Here is a 16,510-nt window from a genome sequence, read left to right on the forward strand (position 1 = left end):
ACTCCCCCCGCAAGAGAGCATGGCCATGACCTACGACCTCATCCTGACAGGCGGCACGGTGGTCAACCATGACGGCGAAGGGTTTCGCGACATCGGCGTCAAGGAGGGGCGCATCGCTGCCATCGGCGATCTCTCACAGGCGTCGGCCGGCGAGACGATCGACTGCCGCGGCCTGCACATCCTGCCCGGGGTCATCGACAGCCAGGTGCATTTCCGTGAGCCCGGGCTTGAGCACAAGGAAGATCTGGAGACCGGTTCGCGGGCGGCGGTGCTGGGCGGTGTCACCGCCGTGTTCGAGATGCCCAACACCAATCCGCTGACCACCAGCGAGGCAGCGCTTGCAGACAAGGTGCGGCGCGGCAACGGCCGCATGCATTGCGATTTCGCCTTCTGGGTCGGCGGCACCCGCGAGAATGCGAAAGACGTCGGCGAACTCGAGCGGCTGCCGGGTGCGGCCGGGATCAAGGTGTTCATGGGTTCGTCCACCGGCGACCTGCTGGTCGAGGACGACGAGGGCGTCGCCTCGATCCTGCGGAATACGCGCCGCCGTGCCGCCTTTCACTCCGAGGACGAATTCCGGCTGCGCGAGCGTCTGGGCGAACGCATCGAGGGCGACCCGTCATCTCACCCGGTCTGGCGTGACGCGATCGCCGCCTTGCGCTGTACCGAGCGGCTGGTGCGCATCGCGGGCAATGTTCGCGCCCGCATCCATGTCCTGCACATCTCGACCGCCGAAGAGATCCTGTTCCTCGAACAGCACAAGGATGTCGCGACCTGCGAGGCGACTCCGCATCACCTGACCCTGTCGGCTGACGATTATGCGCGGCTCGGCACGCTGATCCAGATGAACCCGCCGGTGCGCGACATCAGCCATCGCGACGGCGTCTGGCACGGCATCGCGCAAGGCATTGTCGATGTGCTCGGTTCCGATCACGCACCGCACACGCTGGCCGAGAAGGCCAAGCCCTATCCGGCCTCGCCCTCGGGGATGACCGGCGTGCAGACGCTGGTGCCGATCATGCTCGACCACGTCAATTCCGGCCGGCTGACGCTGCAGCGCTTCGTCGACCTGTCCAGCCACGGCCCGCAGCGCATCTTCGGCATGGCGAGAAAAGGCCGCATCGCCGCCGGCTACGACGCCGACTTCACCATTGTCGACATGAAACGGCAGGAAATCATCACCAACGCCCAAGCGGGTTCGAAAGCCGGCTGGACTCCTTATGATGGCAAGCAAGTCACCGGCTGGCCGGTCGGCACCGTCATCCGTGGCCGGCGCGTCATGTGGGAAGGCGAGATCGTCACGCCGAGCCAGGGCAGGGCAGTGGAGTTTTCCGAGGCATTGCCCCGCTAACTCCCTAACTCCCCTTGTGGGGTGAGGGGAGAGCCGGCGCCGAGGGGCAAAAAGGCTCAGTCGCCGGCGACGAAGAACGTCCATTGCCCGGCCGGCGTGATGCCGACGCGGTAGAAGATGTAGGCGCCGAACTGCTTCATGTCGTCGAAATCGCCGGCGGTGACGATCTTGAACAGTTCGACCCGCTGCTTGGCATCGAGCTTGTCCAATGGCAGCGCGAAGAAGTACGGCCACACATAGAGCTCTTCCGGCGTGCCCGCATCGAGGTGGACATAGCCGGCATTGAGCACCTCTTCCAGGATGGCCAGGATCTCCTGGCCCTCCTTGTCGCCGGACAGCCCCTTGAGGAAGGCGATGGCATCGCCGTCTATATCGGTCAGCGACAATTGCGTCGTGTTGTCGCCCGTGCCGATCAAGGGCCGCAGCCTTTCGATGTCGCCGCTCTCGCAGGCTTCGACGATCAGGGCATGCATGCGCCGCACCGGTTCCGGTAGCTTGCCGAGATCGTAGACGACCTCGGGCACCGGCGTGTCCGGATCGACGCGCGGCCTGGTCACGCCGCCGTCCGCCGGGCTTTCCGGTTCGGCTTCTTTGGGGGCAGCCGGCTGGCTGGTTGGAGGCGGCGTTCCGACCGGATCGGGCATTGGCACGGTGGTTCCCGGCGGCGACATGTCGTCATCCGTAGACGGCTGGACCGGGGAGGGAAGCTCTTCGCGCTTGATCTCGCTTAGCGCATAAGCAGGGCTGCTGACGAGAACCAGGGGAATCGCGGCACAGCAAGCGGCGAAGCAGATGCAAAGGATCAAGCCGCGCGGCTTGCCTGACATCGAAAAACTCACTGCCCGTTTCTCCCTGCTTCCGGGCATGACGCCCGAGCGGCATTCTGTCGTCAAAGAACCGGACGTCGGTTCAGTGCCGCAGCCGTTCAGGTTCGAAGGCGCCAGCAATCACCTTTTCCCGCATGCGGTCGAGCAGGGCAAGGGCCGAGGTCTCGCCATTGGCACGCAACATCTCGCCGAACGCTGTCTCAAGCGCTGCCTCGGCAATGATCTCGGGCTCTATGCCGGCGGAGAGGCCTTCCGCCCAGGCTTCGCTGTGGCTTTCCACGGCGGTCAGGCGTTTCTCTTCCCTGACCAGCGCGTCGATGTCGTTGACACCATGTTCCATATGCGATGTCCACCCTTTCAAGCGGCGATCCGTCGATGTGGATCAGGCTTGATCTGTTCATTGTCACACGCAAGGTCAATTAAGTATTTGTAAATGCGACATTTTTTTGATCGATTTTTACAAATCCCGATTGCCTTGTGCGAAGCTGCGTTCAACTCGGGTCAAACTTAGCCGATTAGGGCGGCCTGCGGGGCGAAAACCTTCAGTTTGAGTTAATTCCGCATTCGCGCAGTAACGTTTCGTTAATACTGTTGCATAAGTGCAACATCAGCATTGCACCAAGATGTCACCCGGCACAAGCCGGAAATATCGACCGCCGCCAGTGATGGTCCGGATATCTGTGGATGGCTGGGCGGTCCCGAGCGCCTAGTTGCCGTAACGCGAGGCGATGTCTCGCGACAGCGTTTCGCCTTCTTTCATATAACGGCTGATGGCTTCGGTCGCCGAAGGGGTGCATTGCGTGTAGGTGCCGCCGAAAGAGCGGTAGCCGCGATTGAAGCTGGCAATGAAGCGGGCGCGCCGCTCGGCATCGGGATTTTCCGAATCGAGCAGCTTTTCCATCTCGACACGCCACTGGTCACCTTTCTCACCACACAAATTGCGCAGGAAATGCAGCGACCCCAGAACTTCCGCCAGCCGCATCAGCCCGGGCTCGAACGGCGACTCGGCGCTGAGCGCCGGTCGCGTCGAGACGATCGTGCTGACGGCAAGACATACGGCGAGGTACAGGGATGGACGGTTCATAAGCCTTCTCCGCCTAACGGCGTAAGCCTTTGTGGCGAAACAATTTGTCGCCCGCAAGGCGATTTTCAGGGGTGCAGCCCGGCGTTTCCCCCGGGATCCAACAAGTCCTCGGCGACGGCAAACACCGAGCCGGCGAGCGGCAGCACTCTCATTTCGTTCAGCGTATAAAAGGCAGCCGTTTCGGCATCGTCGCTGGCCACCGCCTCGCCGCCGAAATAGGCGGCGCCGAAGACTGTGAGGATGTAATCGACCGGATGGCTGTCGTCCCTGCCGTCGATGTGGATTTCCCGAAGCGGCCGGTAGTCGGTGGCCTGCAAGCCGGTTTCTTCCAGAAGTTCGCGCCTTGCCGCGGCCTCCAGCGTCTCGCCAACCTCGACCTTGCCGCCCGGAAAGGCGTAGAGCCCTTGTGATGGCTGCCGCGCCCGTTTGACCAGGAGCACGGTGTCGCCACGCACGACGGCCACCGAGACCGCCGGAAGTGTCTTGCGCGCTTCGTTCATGGATTCCCGATCAGGCTCATTTGAAGGTGGGTCTGTTGTGGACCGCCCAGCATGGGGAAGCTTTAGCGGTTGCGCAACGCCGGTTCCATTGCCACCTTCAAACCGAACTGTTCGAAGGGTACCAACCGATCATGTGCGGACGCTTTGCCTTGACCGCGACACCGGATCGGACAGCCGCGCTGCTCGGCTTGGCTGAACTGGAGGAATTTCCAGCGCGCTACAACATCGCGCCGACGCAGCCGATCCTGATGGTGATCGCCGGTCCTCCCAGGGCGCCGGGCTCCAATCTGCCGGACCGACAGCCGATGTTGGTGCGCTGGGGGCTGATCCCGACCTGGGTGAAGGACACTCGCGAGTTTCCGCTGCTGTTCAACGCACGCTCTGAAGGGGCCGCCGAAAAGGCCTCGTTCAAGGCCGCCATGCGCCATCGCCGTGCGCTGGTGCCGGCATCCGGCTTCTATGAGTGGCGGCAAACCGGCGGCAAGAAGGGGCAACCCTATTGGATCCGGCCCAGGCATGGCGGGTTGGTCGCCTTTGCCGGCCTGATCGAGACCTATGCCGAGCCGGGCGGTTCGGAAATGGACACCGGCGCCATGCTGACCGTCGATGCCAACGCCGACATCGCTGATATTCACGACCGCATGCCGGTGGTGATCGATCCCAGGGATTTCGCCCGCTGGCTGGATTGCCGCACGCTCGAGCCGCGCGATGTCGCTGACCTGTTGCGGCCGGCGCAGCCTGATTTCTTCGAGGCGATTCCGGTTTCCGACCGCGTCAACAAGGTCGCCAACACCGGACCGGAGATTCAGGAGAGGGGCGAGATCGGGCCGGAGCCCGAGAAGGTCAGGCGCCGGAAGCCCGGCGCGGACAACAGTCAGATGACTCTGTTTTAGCAGGATACGATATTACGAGGCGCATATCAGCGCCGTCATGCCCGGCGCCTTTGGCGCCGGCCGCGCATCATTTCAGGCAGCGCGGGGCGATACGATCTTCTGCGCCGGCTTTTTCTTCTTCGCGGTGTGGAGAAGGGCGGCGACGATCGCGGCCGGGCCGATTGCGCGGTAGTGGTTGGCCAGCGCCGGTTGCTTGGCGCGGTTGGATTCCTGCTTGGTTCGGGGCATGCTCTCTTCCCTGGTAACATTTTCGTGTCTGCGTTTGATGGCCGATTCTGACCAAATCGTGACGCCCGCTGATCTAGCCGGCGAATGTTTCATGACTGTGCTGACATGTTTAATAAAATGTTTCAGTGCATCAATACCTGTGATCCAACGACGTTTTTGTCGAAACTAGCGACTTGACGGCAACACTGGCCAAGGCGATAAAGCCGCCCATGAAAACGTCTTTCGCCATTTGTGGCATTTGCATTATTGGCTAGCCTCGCGCTGGACCGGACGTTTTCGCCTCATCTTTCCCCAGATTGGACAAACGCCCCGGCCAGCAGGCTGGAATCCGGATTGCGCTTGATGCGTCCGGCTCCAGCCAAAGCATGATCCCGAAAAGTGGGAACCGGTTTTGGACCAGATCATGCTGAAACGAAGTAACGAACCGGGAAGGCACGAATGTCTGACGCATCGCAGGGCTTGCGCCTCTACAACACGTTGACGCGGACGAAAGTGGATTTCGTCCCGATCGATCCGCTGAACGTGCGCATGTATGTCTGCGGTCCGACGGTCTACGACTTTGCCCATATCGGCAATGCCAGGCCGGTGATCGTCTTCGATGTGCTGTTCCGCTTGTTGCGCCACCTCTACGGCGAGACGCACGTCACCTATGTGCGCAACATCACCGACGTCGACGACAAGATCAACGCCCGTGCTTTGCGGGATTTCGGCGGCGAGATCGCTTCCGGCGCGCTTTCGCTCAACGAGGCGATCCGGCGGGTCACCGAAAAGACCGCCGATCAGTTCCACAAGGATGTAGCTGTTCTCGGCTGCCTGGAGCCGACGGTCGAGCCGCGCGCCACGGAATTCGTCGAGCCCCGCGCCGATGGCAAGGCCGACATGATCACCTTGATTCAAAGCCTTATCGCACGCGGCCATGCCTATGTCGCGGCGGGTGAAGTGTTGTTCGACACGGCGTCGATGCCGGACTACGGACAATTGTCGAAGCGCAATCTCGACGAGCAGCAGGCCGGCGCCCGCATCGCCGTCGACGCGCACAAGAAAAACCCGCAAGATTTCGTCCTGTGGAAACTGTCGTCACCGGAGGAGCCGGGCTGGAATTCGCCCTGGGGCAGGGGCCGGCCGGGCTGGCACATCGAATGCTCGGCGATGTCGGCTGCCTATCTGGGCAAGGTCTTCGATATACATGGCGGCGGACTCGACCTGATCTTCCCGCACCATGAGAACGAGATCGCGCAGTCGCGCTGCGCCCATGGCACCGACGTCATGGCCAACATCTGGATGCACAACGGCTTCCTGCAGGTCGAGGGGCAGAAGATGTCGAAGAGCCTTGGCAATTTCTATTCGATCAACGAACTGCTGGAGACGGAGACCTTTGGCGGCCGTAAATGGCCGGGCGAAGTGCTGCGGCTGGCGATGCTGATGACGCATTATCGCGAACCGATCGACTTTTCCGTGCGCAAGCTGGAGGAGGCCGAGAACACGCTGCGCAAATGGAAGCGGGCGGCGGACCTGGCGCCGGTGGCGGCAGGGCAGTTGCCGGTGGCGGTCATCGATGCGTTGTCTGACGATCTCGCGACCTATGCCGCCTTCCAGGTCCTGACGCAGTTGGCCGGCGAGGCTGCGGACGGCAACGAAGCCGCCGCTGCGCTGAAGGCGTCGCTGCTGTTCCTCGGCTTCGACGTCGCGTCGGCGAAAGTCGATGAAGACCATATCGCCAAGGCCATCGCCATGCGTCTCGCATTCATCGCGGCGAAGAACTGGGCCGAGGCCGACCGCATCCGCGACGAGTTGCTGGCACAAGGTGTACAGTTGAAGGATGGCAAAGACCCCATCACTGGCGAACGCATCACCACCTGGGAGGTAAAAAGATGATCGACCATCTCGGCATCACCGTTGCCGATTTCGATGCTTCAAAGGCTTTCTACGACAAGGCGATGGCGCCGCTGGGTGCCTCGCTATTGTATATGGTGCCGCTCGAATACACCGGCGGCGCCAAGGTCGGTGGCTATGGCCGCGACCGGCCGGTGTTCTGGCTGAGTTCCGGCAAGGACAAGCCGAAAGACCATCAGCACGTCGCCTTTACCGCGCGCAGCCGCGCCGAGGTCGATGCCTTCCATGCCGCCGCCCTTGCCGCCGGCGGCAAGGACAATGGCGGGCCAGGCCTGCGCCCGCACTATCACCCCAATTACTACGGCGCCTTCGTCTTCGATCCCGACGGCAACAATGTCGAGGCCGTCTGCCATGCCGCGGAGTGAGCCGCGATGAGCCTCGACAACCGGCCCATCTACACCGGTGGCTGCCAGTGCGGCGCTGTGCGCTTCCGCGTCGAAGGCACGCTTGGCGACGCTTCGATCTGCCATTGCCGCATGTGCCAGAAGGCGTTCGGCTCGTTCTACGCACCGCTCGTGTCGGTGCGCGGCGCCAAGCTCGACTGGACGCGTGGCGAGCCGAAATATTTCCGCTCGTCCAGCCATGTCGATCGTGGCTTTTGCGCCGATTGCGGCACGCCGCTGACCTTCACCGCGCCGGACGGCGTTGGCTTGGCCATTGGTGCATTCGACAATCCGGCGGAGATCGTGCCGCTGATCCAGTGGGGCACCGAGGCAAAACTGCCCTATGTCGACACAATCCCGCAATTGCCGGGCGAGGAGACGATGGCCGACATGTCGTCGGCCCCCTATCTGGCCGATCTCGTCTCCTACCAGCATCCCGACCACGACACCGAACAATGGCCGCCGAAGGAAAGATCATGACCGAGACAATACGAACCGGCGGCTGCCAGTGCGGCGCCGTGCGTTTCCGCATTCATGGGGCGCTCGGCCGCCCGTCGATCTGCCATTGCCGCATGTGCCAGAAGCAGTTCGGCTCGTTCTTCGGTGCGCTGGTGACCGTGCCCAAGGATGGCGTTGAATGGACCCATGAGGAGCCGAGCTATTTCCAGTCGTCGGTCAACATCGATCGCGGTTTCTGTGCCCGCTGCGGCACGCCGCTGACCTACCGGCAACCCGGCGGGCTGGAGGTCGCCATCGGCGCCTTCGACGACCGCTCCGATCTCGCCCCGCAGATCCAGGTCAATTACGCCGCGCGGCTGCCCTGGGTGGAGACCATCTTCGATCAGCCCGTCCATCAGGATCCCGATTTCTACACAAGGCAGGAGCAGATCATCTCCTTCCAGCACCCCGACCACGAAACGGCCGACTGGCCGACCAAAGGTTTGCAGTTATGAGCAGTCAATTGCGTACCCTCTATCCTGAGATCGAGGCATTCGAGTCCGGTATGCTCGATGTCGGCGACGGTCATCAGGTCTATTGGGAACGTTCCGGCACCAGGGGCGCCAAGCCGGCGGTGTTCCTGCATGGCGGGCCGGGCGGCACCATCTCGCCAAAGCACCGGCGGCTGTTCGACCCAAAGCTTTACGACGTCATCCTGTTCGACCAGCGCGGCTGCGGAAAGTCGACGCCCAACGCCTCGCTCGAAGCCAACACCACCTGGCATCTCGTCGCCGACATCGAACGCCTGCGCGAAATGGCCGGTTTCGACAAATGGCTGGTGTTCGGCGGCTCCTGGGGCTCGACCCTGGCTCTGGCCTATGCCGAAACGCACCCCGATCGCGTCAGCGAACTGGTGGTGCGCGGAATCTACACGCTGACGCGTGCGGAGCTCGAATGGTATTATCAGTTCGGCGTCTCGGAAATGTTCCCGGACAAATGGGAGCGCTTCCTGGCGCCGATCCCCGAGGCCGAGCGCGGCGACATGATGGCCGCCTACCGCAAGCGGCTGGTCGGCACGGACCGCACGGCGCAGATCGAGGCGGCTCGCGCCTGGAGCCTTTGGGAAGGCGAAACAATCACGCTCTTGCCGGACCCCGAGACCAGCGGCCCGTTCGGGCAGGATGATTATGCCATCGCCTTTGCCCGCATCGAGAACCATTATTTCGTCCATGCCGGTTGGCTGGAGGAAGGACAGTTGCTGCGTGATGCTTTCAAACTCAGGGACATACCGGGCACCATCGTCCATGGCCGCTACGACATGCCGTGTCCGGCGCACTATGCCTGGGCGCTGCACAAGGCCTGGCCGAAGGCGGATTTCCACCTGATCGAAGGTGCCGGTCATGCCTATTCGGAACCGGGTATCCTGGACCAGCTGATCCGGGCGACAGACAGGTTTGTGGGGAAATGACCATGACCCGCGAGCGCCTCTATCTCTTCGACACGACACTGCGCGATGGCCAGCAGACGCCGGGCATCGACTTTTCAGTCGAGGACAAGATTGCCATCGCAAAACTGCTTGATGCGTTCGGCCTCGACTATGTCGAGGGCGGCTATCCCGGCGCCAACCCGACCGACACCGCCTTCTTCCAGCAGATGCGCACGGCGCGCGCCAAATTCGTCGCCTTCGGCATGACCAAGCGGGCAGGGGTGTCGGCTTCCAACGATCCCGGCCTTGCAGCCCTTGTGCAGTCGAAGTCGGACGCCATCTGCTTCGTCGCCAAGAGCTGGGACTACCACGTCCGCGTGGCGCTTGGTTGCACCAACGAGGAAAACCTCGATGCCATCAAGGCCTCGGTAGAGGCGGCGATCGCCGCCGGCAAGGAGGCATTGGTCGATTGCGAGCATTTCTTCGACGGCTTCAAGGCCAATCCCGACTATGCACTGGCCTGTGCCAGGACAGCCTTTGATGCCGGCGCGCGCTGGGTAGTGCTGTGCGACACCAATGGTGGCACACAGCCGTCGGAAGTCCGCGCCATTGTCGAGAGCGTCATCGCCTCTGGCATTCCCGGCGGCAATCTCGGCATACATGCCCATGACGACACCGGCCAGGCGGTCGCCAATTCGCTGGCCGCGGTCGAGGCCGGCGTGCGCCAGATCCAGGGCACGCTCAACGGCATCGGCGAGCGCTGCGGCAACGCCAATCTGATCTCGATCGTGCCGACCTTGGCGCTAAAGCCGGCCTTCGCGACCCGGTTCGAGACCGGTATTTCGGCCGAAGCCCTGACCGGTGTCTCCAGGCTGTCCCGCGCCTTCGATGAACTCTTGAACCGTGCGCCGGAAGCGCAGGCGCCCTATGTCGGCGCCTCGGCCTTCGCCACCAAGGCCGGCATCCATGCCTCTGCACTGGCCAAGGAGCCGGCGACCTACGAGCACGTTCCTCCGGAAGCGGTCGGCAACCGCCGCCGCGTCATGGTCTCTGACCAGGGCGGCAAGGCCAATTTCCTCGCCGAGCTGAAGCGGCGCGGCATCGACGTGCCGAAGGACGACCACCGGCTCGATGCGCTGATTGCCGTGGTCAAGGAACGCGAGGCCGAGGGCTATGCCTATGAAGGGGCCGATGCCAGTTTCGAGCTGTTGGCGCGCAAGATGCTGCACGGCCTGCCGGAATTCTTCAACGTCACCTCGTTCCGCTGCATGGTCGAGCGTCGCTTCGATGCCAACGGCCAGTTGAAGACGGTGTCAGAGGCGATCGTGAAAGTTCTGGTCGACGGCGAGGAGAAGATGTCGGTGGCTGAGGGACATGGGCCGGTCAACGCACTCGACATCGCACTGCGCAAGGATCTCGGCAAATTCCAGGGCGAGATCGCCGACATGGAGCTTGCCGACTTCAAGGTGCGTATCCTCAATGGCGGCACCGAAGCGATCACCCGCGTGCTGATCGAATCGCATGACGGCACCGGCGCGCGCTGGTGGACGGTCGGTGTTTCCGAAAACATCATCGACGCCTCGTTCCAGGCGCTGATGGATTCCATCGTCTACAAGCTGATGAAGAACCGCGAGATGGCCGGGCTGGTCGCGGCGGAGTAGGGTTGAACCATCAGCGAAAGTCCATTGATCCATCAGAACTTTGCGATGGTCTTGGCAAGGTGGCTGGGCCATAGCGTTGGCCCATGGCCACTGAAGCACTTGTTCTGGACGCAGATGCAAAGGCCCGCCGCGGCTTCCTGCTGGCGTTGGGCGCCTATCTCCTGTGGGGGCTGTTGCCCTTCTACATGAAGGCGGTCGCCCATCTGCCGCTCGCCGAAGTCATCGCCCATCGCATCGTCTGGTCGGTGCCGATTGCCGCCGCCGTTCTGGTCTGGGCCGGCCGCACGGCGGATTTCAAGGCGGCACTTCGCTCACCACGCACCATCGCCATGGCCGCGCTGACGGCGGCGCTGATCTCGGTCAACTGGGGCATCTATGTCTGGGCGATCGCCGTCGACCGCACCGTCGAAACCGCGCTTGGCTATTACATCAATCCACTGGTCAGCGTCGTCGTCGGCGCGCTGTTGCTGGGTGAGCGTCTCGACCGGCTGCAGATTGCGGCGGTGGTGCTGGCGGCGGTCGCCGTCGCGGTGCTGACCATCGAAGGCGGCAAGCTGCCCTGGGTGTCGCTGGCGCTGGCGTTTTCCTTCGCCGCCTACGGCTTCTTCCGCAAGACGCTGCCGATCGGCCCGAGCCAAGGGTTCCTGCTCGAAGTGCTTTTGCTGTCGGTGCCGGCCCTCGGTTACATCGCCTACCTGATCGGCACCGGGCAGGACCACATCGTGTCCGGTAGTGGCGCCGATACGGCGTTGCTGATCGGCTGTGGTCCGGTCACATCGGTCCCGCTGCTGCTGTTCGCTTTCGGCGCCAAGCTGCTGCGCCTCTCGACCATCGGCATCATGCAATATATCGCGCCGACCATGGTGTTCCTGATCGCCGTGCTGATCTTCGACGAGCCTTTCGGCACCACCCAGGCCGTTGCCTTTGCGCTGATCTGGGCGGCATTGGCGATCTATTCCTGGTCGATGCTGACGACGGCGCGCAAGGCTTCTGTCAGGTAAGGGATTTCGGATGTACCTGCTGCACATCGCCAACAAGAATTATTCCTCATGGTCGCTGCGGCCATGGCTCCTCATGCACGAGCTGGATATTCCGTTCGAGGAGCGGCTGACGCCGTTTCCGACCGGATCGAGCTGGGACCTCTACCGGCCGTTCTCACCGAGTGGCCGGGTGCCCTGCTTGATCGACGATGGCTGGGCAGTCTGGGATTCGCTCGCCATCGCCGAATATCTGGCCGAGCGCCATCATGGCGTCTGGCCTGTCGAGGCCAAGGCGCGCGCCTGGGCACGCTCGGCCGCCGCCGAAATGCATTCGAGCTTCACCGCGCTGCGCGGCGCATGTCCGATGAATTGCGGCGTGCGGGTAGAACCGTTCCCGATGTCCAATGCGCTGAAGCAGGATCTGTTTCGCCTCGGCGATCTCTGGAATGATGGCCTTGCCCGTTTCGGCGGGCCGTTTCTCGCCGGCGCTCATTTTACCGCCGCCGATGCCTTCTTTGCCCCGGTGGCGTTTCGGGCCCAGTCCTATGGGCTCTCCTTCGAGGGGGCGGCCGCGACCTATCCGGCACAGTTGCTCAGTCTGCCGGCGATGCGGGAATGGTATGCCGCGGGTCTTGCCGAGATATGGCGTGAGCCCGACCATGAAGCGGAAGTCCATGCCGCCGGCACCATCATCGAGGATCTTCGCGCCACAGCGTAAGGACCGCCCGGCCGGCGTTACAACCCCCGGCCAAGCCGCCTGACGAACAAATAGGTGGCTGACGCGATAACCACCGATATTGCCGTCACCACCCAGAAGCCCACCGGCGTGTCGACCAGCGGCAACCCGCCGACATTCATGCCGAACAAGCCCGAGATGATGGTCATCGGCAGCAGCACCGCCGTCATGACGGAGAGAACATAGAGCAGCTGGTTCGACTGCATGGTCAGCTTGGCCATCAGTTCGTCCTGCAAAAGCCTTGTGCGCGCCTGCAACTGCTCGCCGTCATGGTAGAGCGTATGCGCCCGTTGCAAGAGCCTTGCCGCCATGTCGTTGATCGGGTCAGGCAACTCGTTGCAATGCGAATGGTCGAGATGCCGGAACAGATTGGTGATCGTCGCCATCTGCCGATGGATCACCACGAGTTGCCGGCGCGCCTCGACCAGCGCTTGTCGCTCATTGTGCCATGCATCGCGCACGACGCGGTCTTCGATGCCATCGAGCGTGTCACCCAGTTTGCCGAGCTCGGCCGACATGCCGTCGAGCGACTGGCCCGTGACCGCCTCGATCAGTTCCGCCGGCGAGCGGAATTTTCGCGATCCATTCTCCACCGCCTTGCGGACGGCATCGACCGATTCCAGCGGCTGTTTGCGCGCGCCGATCAGCATCGTCTCGTTGAAGGCGAAGCGGAAATGGACGAGCCCGCGCGCCTCCGAAAAGTCGTGTTTCAGATCCGGCAGATCGCCATGGAGCCAGCCATCTTCGAAGTCGATGTGGCAGCCATGGCTGGGGGCGAGGAAGGCGTCGCGCACCGGCCTCGGCAAAGCCTTTTCGGCGGCGATCTCCTGGCGTGCATGCAGGTCGGTGATCTGATAGCTACGCCATGTCCAGCACGCCTGTGCCGGGTCTTTGGTGCGCAGGCCCTCAGTGGTGAAATGGTAGATGAAGAACAGCCCGTGCTCGTCGGGCAGGTAAGGCGACAGGTCGGTGCCTTCCGGGGCGAGAGCGATATCCATGGGTGCGGTGCCAGATGCAGGTTTCGAACATGGCGTCGCATGGCGGCCGCCTGACCCCAATTCCTAGCACGGGCGAACCCGGTTTCGTGTGACGGTTTATTGACAGCCGATCGCAGTCTGTCGGTCACACTCCGTCACTGGCGTCGCGCTGGCCGCGTTCGATTTTGCCGTCATCGTCGGCGCACGAACGGGCCTCGCACCCAACGCAGCGGTGCGGTCAACCGCCAGCTGCTTGATGCGAGAAGCGCGTTGCGTTCTGCCCAGAGAGCGTCCCGGTCGCGGAAGAGCTCATCGCGCTCGAGGCTGAGGTCGTGAACGGCACGAACGGCCGAATCGCGCTCGATCTCGACGTCATGAAGGGCACGGGCGACCGTATCGCGCTCGAGTCCAAGCTCATGATGGGCGCGAACGGCTGCATCGTGCTCGAGCCTGAGATCGTGAAGGACGCCGGCGACCGTATCGCGCTCGAGTCCGACGTCATGAAGGGCGCGAACGACCGCATTGTGCTCGAGCCTGAGGTCGTGCTGGGCGCGAATGGCTGCCCCGTACTCCAAATTCCGCGCTCCAAGCTCCCCGCGTAACTGTTCGGTCTCGGCGGCGACCATCATACCCAACACATCGCAGCTTTCGTCGAACCCCATCCGCACCCGATCCAGTTCAGCGCGCAATTCAGGGCTTTCGCCATCGACCGCCATGGCACGGAAAATGTCATAGGTTTTCCGGATCAGCGGTGTGACATCCGGATGGTTCCGCATGTCTTCGATCGAGGCCCTTTCATGATGCAGGTCCGCGGTCAGGAACTGTTCGATCTCGACATCGGCCTGGCTGGAACGAGCCGGCCAGACGACATCAGTTTGTTTGGCCGCACGGTCCATAAGGCGTCGCCAGTCGATGAGGAAATCTTCGTGGCGCAGGAAATATCGTGGCATGCCTCGCGAATGATACTCCGCATCGAGCACGTGCCTCAGCCACAGCATAAGTGATCTTGGCAGCGGCAGACCATCGCGCCGCCTCAGCGACAACGCGACCTCGAGAGGATTGCGGACCGGCAGAAATGCGACCGCGTCGACCGCCATCTCGGCCAGGATCGACGACAAGAACGGGACAAATCGACAAATCCGCGGGTCCTTGACAAAAAACAAGGGCTCGTCGCCGAATTCATTGTCGAGGATCGCCCTGATTTTGTGGCGATGCCGATCGGCTGCCTGCGATTGCATCCATCGCGGGTCGAGCGCCCGCCAGTCACTCCAGTGGGAATTTGCCGATGCCAGCAGGTCTTCATTGGCGAGATGGAGGCGGGCGCTTTCCCAGAATCCCTTGGGATTGTGGGAATTTGGGGACAGCGGATTTTTCGGACCGGCCGCTCCAAGTGCATTGATCACGCCGCCAAGCGCGGAGGTGCCGCTGCGGTGCATACCCAGGACGAGGATTGCCTTTCTCCTGGGTGGTTTTGGCAGATCACGCTTCGGCACCGTCGGTTGCGGGCTTTCCTGCAGCGGCAGCCGGGCCAGAAGCCATTCGGAAATTCCCACCGGAAGGTCCAGAGTTCCGTTCAATACCGGATTTGCACCAGCCGATCCGGCGCTGAACAGGTGATGATAGTGGATATGGACCAAGCGCGCCGGGTCAGGCACCGCCAGCGCAGCCACGCAATTGAGTGGAAAATTGTGCGTGTCCGGCAAAAGTCGAACGGGGTGGTTTCCGGCGACTGCCGCCAGCGAGAACGCCGCCTGGCTTGTGCCCCAATAGGTGGTGGCCTCTCCGTGCAGAACTCCGGTCCCGGTGCTGATGGTTGGCCCGTCGGTCCACGGTTTCATATCCGCGGCCACCAATTGCCTGAAAATGTCTTCGGTCCGCTGGAAAAGGCCGCATGCCCTCTTTGCCACAAGGAGCCCGCCATCGTAGCTCGCTCGCACCGCCTGACGATCGACCGTTGTCTCCACGATGGGGAGATGCTCATAGTCGACGCCGACAAGGGTGCACAACTGTCTCCAGTAGCTGTCGAATGGATCGCCAGGCCCGGTCGTGCACATGCCCTTCATGTCCACCGGACGCGCGGCAGTCGCACCTGTGCCCAACGAGAAATCGGGTTCGGCGACAAATATCGTATCGCTGTCGAGCTGGATGATGACTGGCGGTCCCGGCCGACGTTCGACGTGAGCGAGCACATGGATGCGATAGGACGTACCGTATTGCGGGTAGCAACTCTCGATCTCGAGCGGCAGATATTCGACGTCCAGCTGCTCGAGTCTGCGCAGCGTCGACAAGGATGGGCGACGGCTGCTCCTTGGCGACACGACCGTTATCGGGCACCGCGAATAGACGCCGGTGAAACACCGTATGCTCTCGCACAGCAACAGGGCTTGTGCTTCGAGAATGCCCGCTTCGGCAATCAGGACAAATTCGACGCTGTTTTCAGCGATGCCGAGCGCCTGGCCGGCCTCCCGCCGCAGTGCCGGCGCGGGCTCCCGTGAAGGTTCGATTTTTGAGGCCGCGATTTTTTGGACAATGATTTGCTGGCCCCGGTACAACTCGCGGTATTGGCCAGCATGCACCGACAGGAACGTATCGATTCCAAGTTTCGGGCGATCGACTTCGTCGGGGAAGAACGTCCACTCATAATCGTCGAAAATGACGATCCCGCCGTCCCGGACCATCTGCCAGGAAAACACGGCATCGGCCTGGACATCGGCGCTGTGATGGCTGCCGTCGATGAAGACGACGTCGAAACTGCGCTCCTCGGCGACCAGGCGAGCCAACGCTTGCGACGAACGGCTTTTGATCTTTTCGACCCGTCCGCCGAATTCAGCGATGTTGAGGTCGAAACGTTGTTCCACATGGGCAAGCTGGTCGGCCCATCTGGCCCGAAGTGTGTGTTCGGGACTTCCACTGAACGTATCGATGCATGTCAGTTGGCACTTGCTCAGATATCGTAGAAAGAAAATCGCGGACCGGCCCTCCCAGGAACCGATTTCCAGGACCTTGAGGGGCTCGTCACGGCGCGCTGCAAGCAGCGCCGCCCAGACGGAGAAGAATGGCGACGTCCAGTCGGTGGAAAGGTACTTGCCTTCAAACCACGTAGAAAAATCAGGGTCCATCATGCTCTCTCGTT

Annotated in this window: 17 protein-coding genes; 10 read left to right on the forward strand and 7 right to left on the reverse strand. The window is 62.4% G+C overall.

The window, feature by feature from the left end; translation table 11 throughout:
- Positions 1-19 precede the first annotated feature (19 nt).
- Entirely contained in the window at positions 20-1,351 is a 1,332-nt protein-coding gene (locus AC1D10_RS23775) for a dihydroorotase (RefSeq protein WP_477276155.1), read from the forward strand.
- A 56-nt stretch (positions 1,352-1,407) separates the two neighbouring features.
- On the opposite strand, the gene AC1D10_RS23780 is transcribed toward AC1D10_RS23775, so the two are convergent.
- The 4 genes from AC1D10_RS23780 to AC1D10_RS23795 form a co-directional block, all read right to left on the reverse strand.
- Complete coding sequence (locus tag AC1D10_RS23780) at positions 1,408-2,190, reverse strand: hypothetical protein (protein WP_477276157.1); 783 nt, start codon at positions 2,188-2,190, stop codon at positions 1,408-1,410.
- 70 nt (positions 2,191-2,260) lie between these two features.
- Entirely contained in the window at positions 2,261-2,518 is a 258-nt protein-coding gene (locus tag AC1D10_RS23785) for a hypothetical protein (RefSeq protein ID WP_008874920.1), read from the reverse strand.
- Positions 2,519-2,884: 366 nt separating this feature from the next.
- Positions 2,885-3,262, reverse strand: coding sequence for a TIGR02301 family protein (locus AC1D10_RS23790; protein ID WP_477276159.1), 378 nt, complete (start codon positions 3,260-3,262; stop codon positions 2,885-2,887).
- Positions 3,263-3,327: 65 nt separating this feature from the next.
- Positions 3,328-3,762 (reverse strand): NUDIX hydrolase, encoded by a 435-nt coding sequence (locus tag AC1D10_RS23795; RefSeq protein ID WP_477276161.1) that lies wholly within the window; start codon positions 3,760-3,762, stop codon positions 3,328-3,330.
- A 131-nt stretch (positions 3,763-3,893) separates the two neighbouring features.
- Here AC1D10_RS23795 and AC1D10_RS23800 point away from each other — a divergent pair, with 131 nt between their 5' ends.
- Entirely contained in the window at positions 3,894-4,655 is a 762-nt protein-coding gene (locus AC1D10_RS23800; RefSeq protein ID WP_477276163.1) for an SOS response-associated peptidase, read from the forward strand.
- A 72-nt stretch (positions 4,656-4,727) separates the two neighbouring features.
- On the opposite strand, the gene AC1D10_RS23805 is transcribed toward AC1D10_RS23800, so the two are convergent.
- Positions 4,728-4,883 carry a hypothetical protein gene (locus tag AC1D10_RS23805; RefSeq protein ID WP_111549195.1) on the reverse strand — a complete coding sequence of 52 codons (156 nt, stop codon included), beginning with the start codon at positions 4,881-4,883 and terminating at the stop codon, positions 4,728-4,730.
- 438 nt (positions 4,884-5,321) lie between these two features.
- On the opposite strand from AC1D10_RS23805, the gene cysS reads away from it, so the two are divergent.
- The 8 genes from cysS to AC1D10_RS23845 all read left to right on the forward strand — a co-directional run bounded on the left by cysS (position 5,322) and on the right by AC1D10_RS23845 (position 12,382).
- Entirely contained in the window at positions 5,322-6,758 is a 1,437-nt protein-coding gene (gene cysS / locus AC1D10_RS23810; protein ID WP_477276165.1) for a cysteine--tRNA ligase, read from the forward strand.
- Entirely contained in the window at positions 6,755-7,141 is a 387-nt protein-coding gene (locus tag AC1D10_RS23815) for a VOC family protein (RefSeq protein ID WP_477276167.1), read from the forward strand. The genes cysS and AC1D10_RS23815 overlap by 4 nt, the downstream gene beginning before the upstream one ends.
- A 6-nt stretch (positions 7,142-7,147) precedes the next feature.
- Positions 7,148-7,639 carry a GFA family protein gene (locus tag AC1D10_RS23820; RefSeq protein WP_477276169.1) on the forward strand — a complete coding sequence of 164 codons (492 nt, stop codon included), beginning with the start codon at positions 7,148-7,150 and terminating at the stop codon, positions 7,637-7,639.
- Entirely contained in the window at positions 7,636-8,112 is a 477-nt protein-coding gene (locus AC1D10_RS23825; protein ID WP_477276171.1) for a GFA family protein, read from the forward strand. Before AC1D10_RS23820 ends, AC1D10_RS23825 begins: the two co-directional genes overlap by 4 nt.
- Positions 8,109-9,065: a prolyl aminopeptidase gene (gene pip, locus AC1D10_RS23830; protein ID WP_477276173.1), complete on the forward strand. Its 957-nt coding sequence runs from the start codon at positions 8,109-8,111 to the stop codon at positions 9,063-9,065. The genes AC1D10_RS23825 and pip overlap by 4 nt, the downstream gene beginning before the upstream one ends.
- Positions 9,062-10,684 (forward strand): citramalate synthase, encoded by a 1,623-nt coding sequence (gene cimA / locus AC1D10_RS23835; RefSeq protein WP_477276175.1) that lies wholly within the window; start codon positions 9,062-9,064, stop codon positions 10,682-10,684. Before pip ends, cimA begins: the two co-directional genes overlap by 4 nt.
- Positions 10,685-10,767: 83 nt before the next feature.
- Positions 10,768-11,685, forward strand: a complete 918-nt coding sequence (rarD, locus tag AC1D10_RS23840) for an EamA family transporter RarD (RefSeq protein ID WP_477276177.1) — start codon at positions 10,768-10,770, stop codon at positions 11,683-11,685.
- Between the two features lie 10 nt (positions 11,686-11,695).
- Positions 11,696-12,382, forward strand: coding sequence for a glutathione S-transferase family protein (locus tag AC1D10_RS23845; protein WP_477276179.1), 687 nt, complete (start codon positions 11,696-11,698; stop codon positions 12,380-12,382).
- 17 nt (positions 12,383-12,399) lie between these two features.
- On the opposite strand, the gene AC1D10_RS23850 is transcribed toward AC1D10_RS23845, so the two are convergent.
- Complete coding sequence (locus AC1D10_RS23850; protein ID WP_477276181.1) at positions 12,400-13,398, reverse strand: transporter; 999 nt, start codon at positions 13,396-13,398, stop codon at positions 12,400-12,402.
- Positions 13,399-13,568: 170 nt separating this feature from the next.
- Positions 13,569-16,499, reverse strand: a complete 2,931-nt coding sequence (locus AC1D10_RS23855; protein ID WP_477276183.1) for a class I SAM-dependent methyltransferase — start codon at positions 16,497-16,499, stop codon at positions 13,569-13,571.
- Positions 16,500-16,510: the final 11 nt, after the last annotated feature.

It is taken from the genome of Mesorhizobium sp. P2_A8 (genome assembly GCF_056404935.1).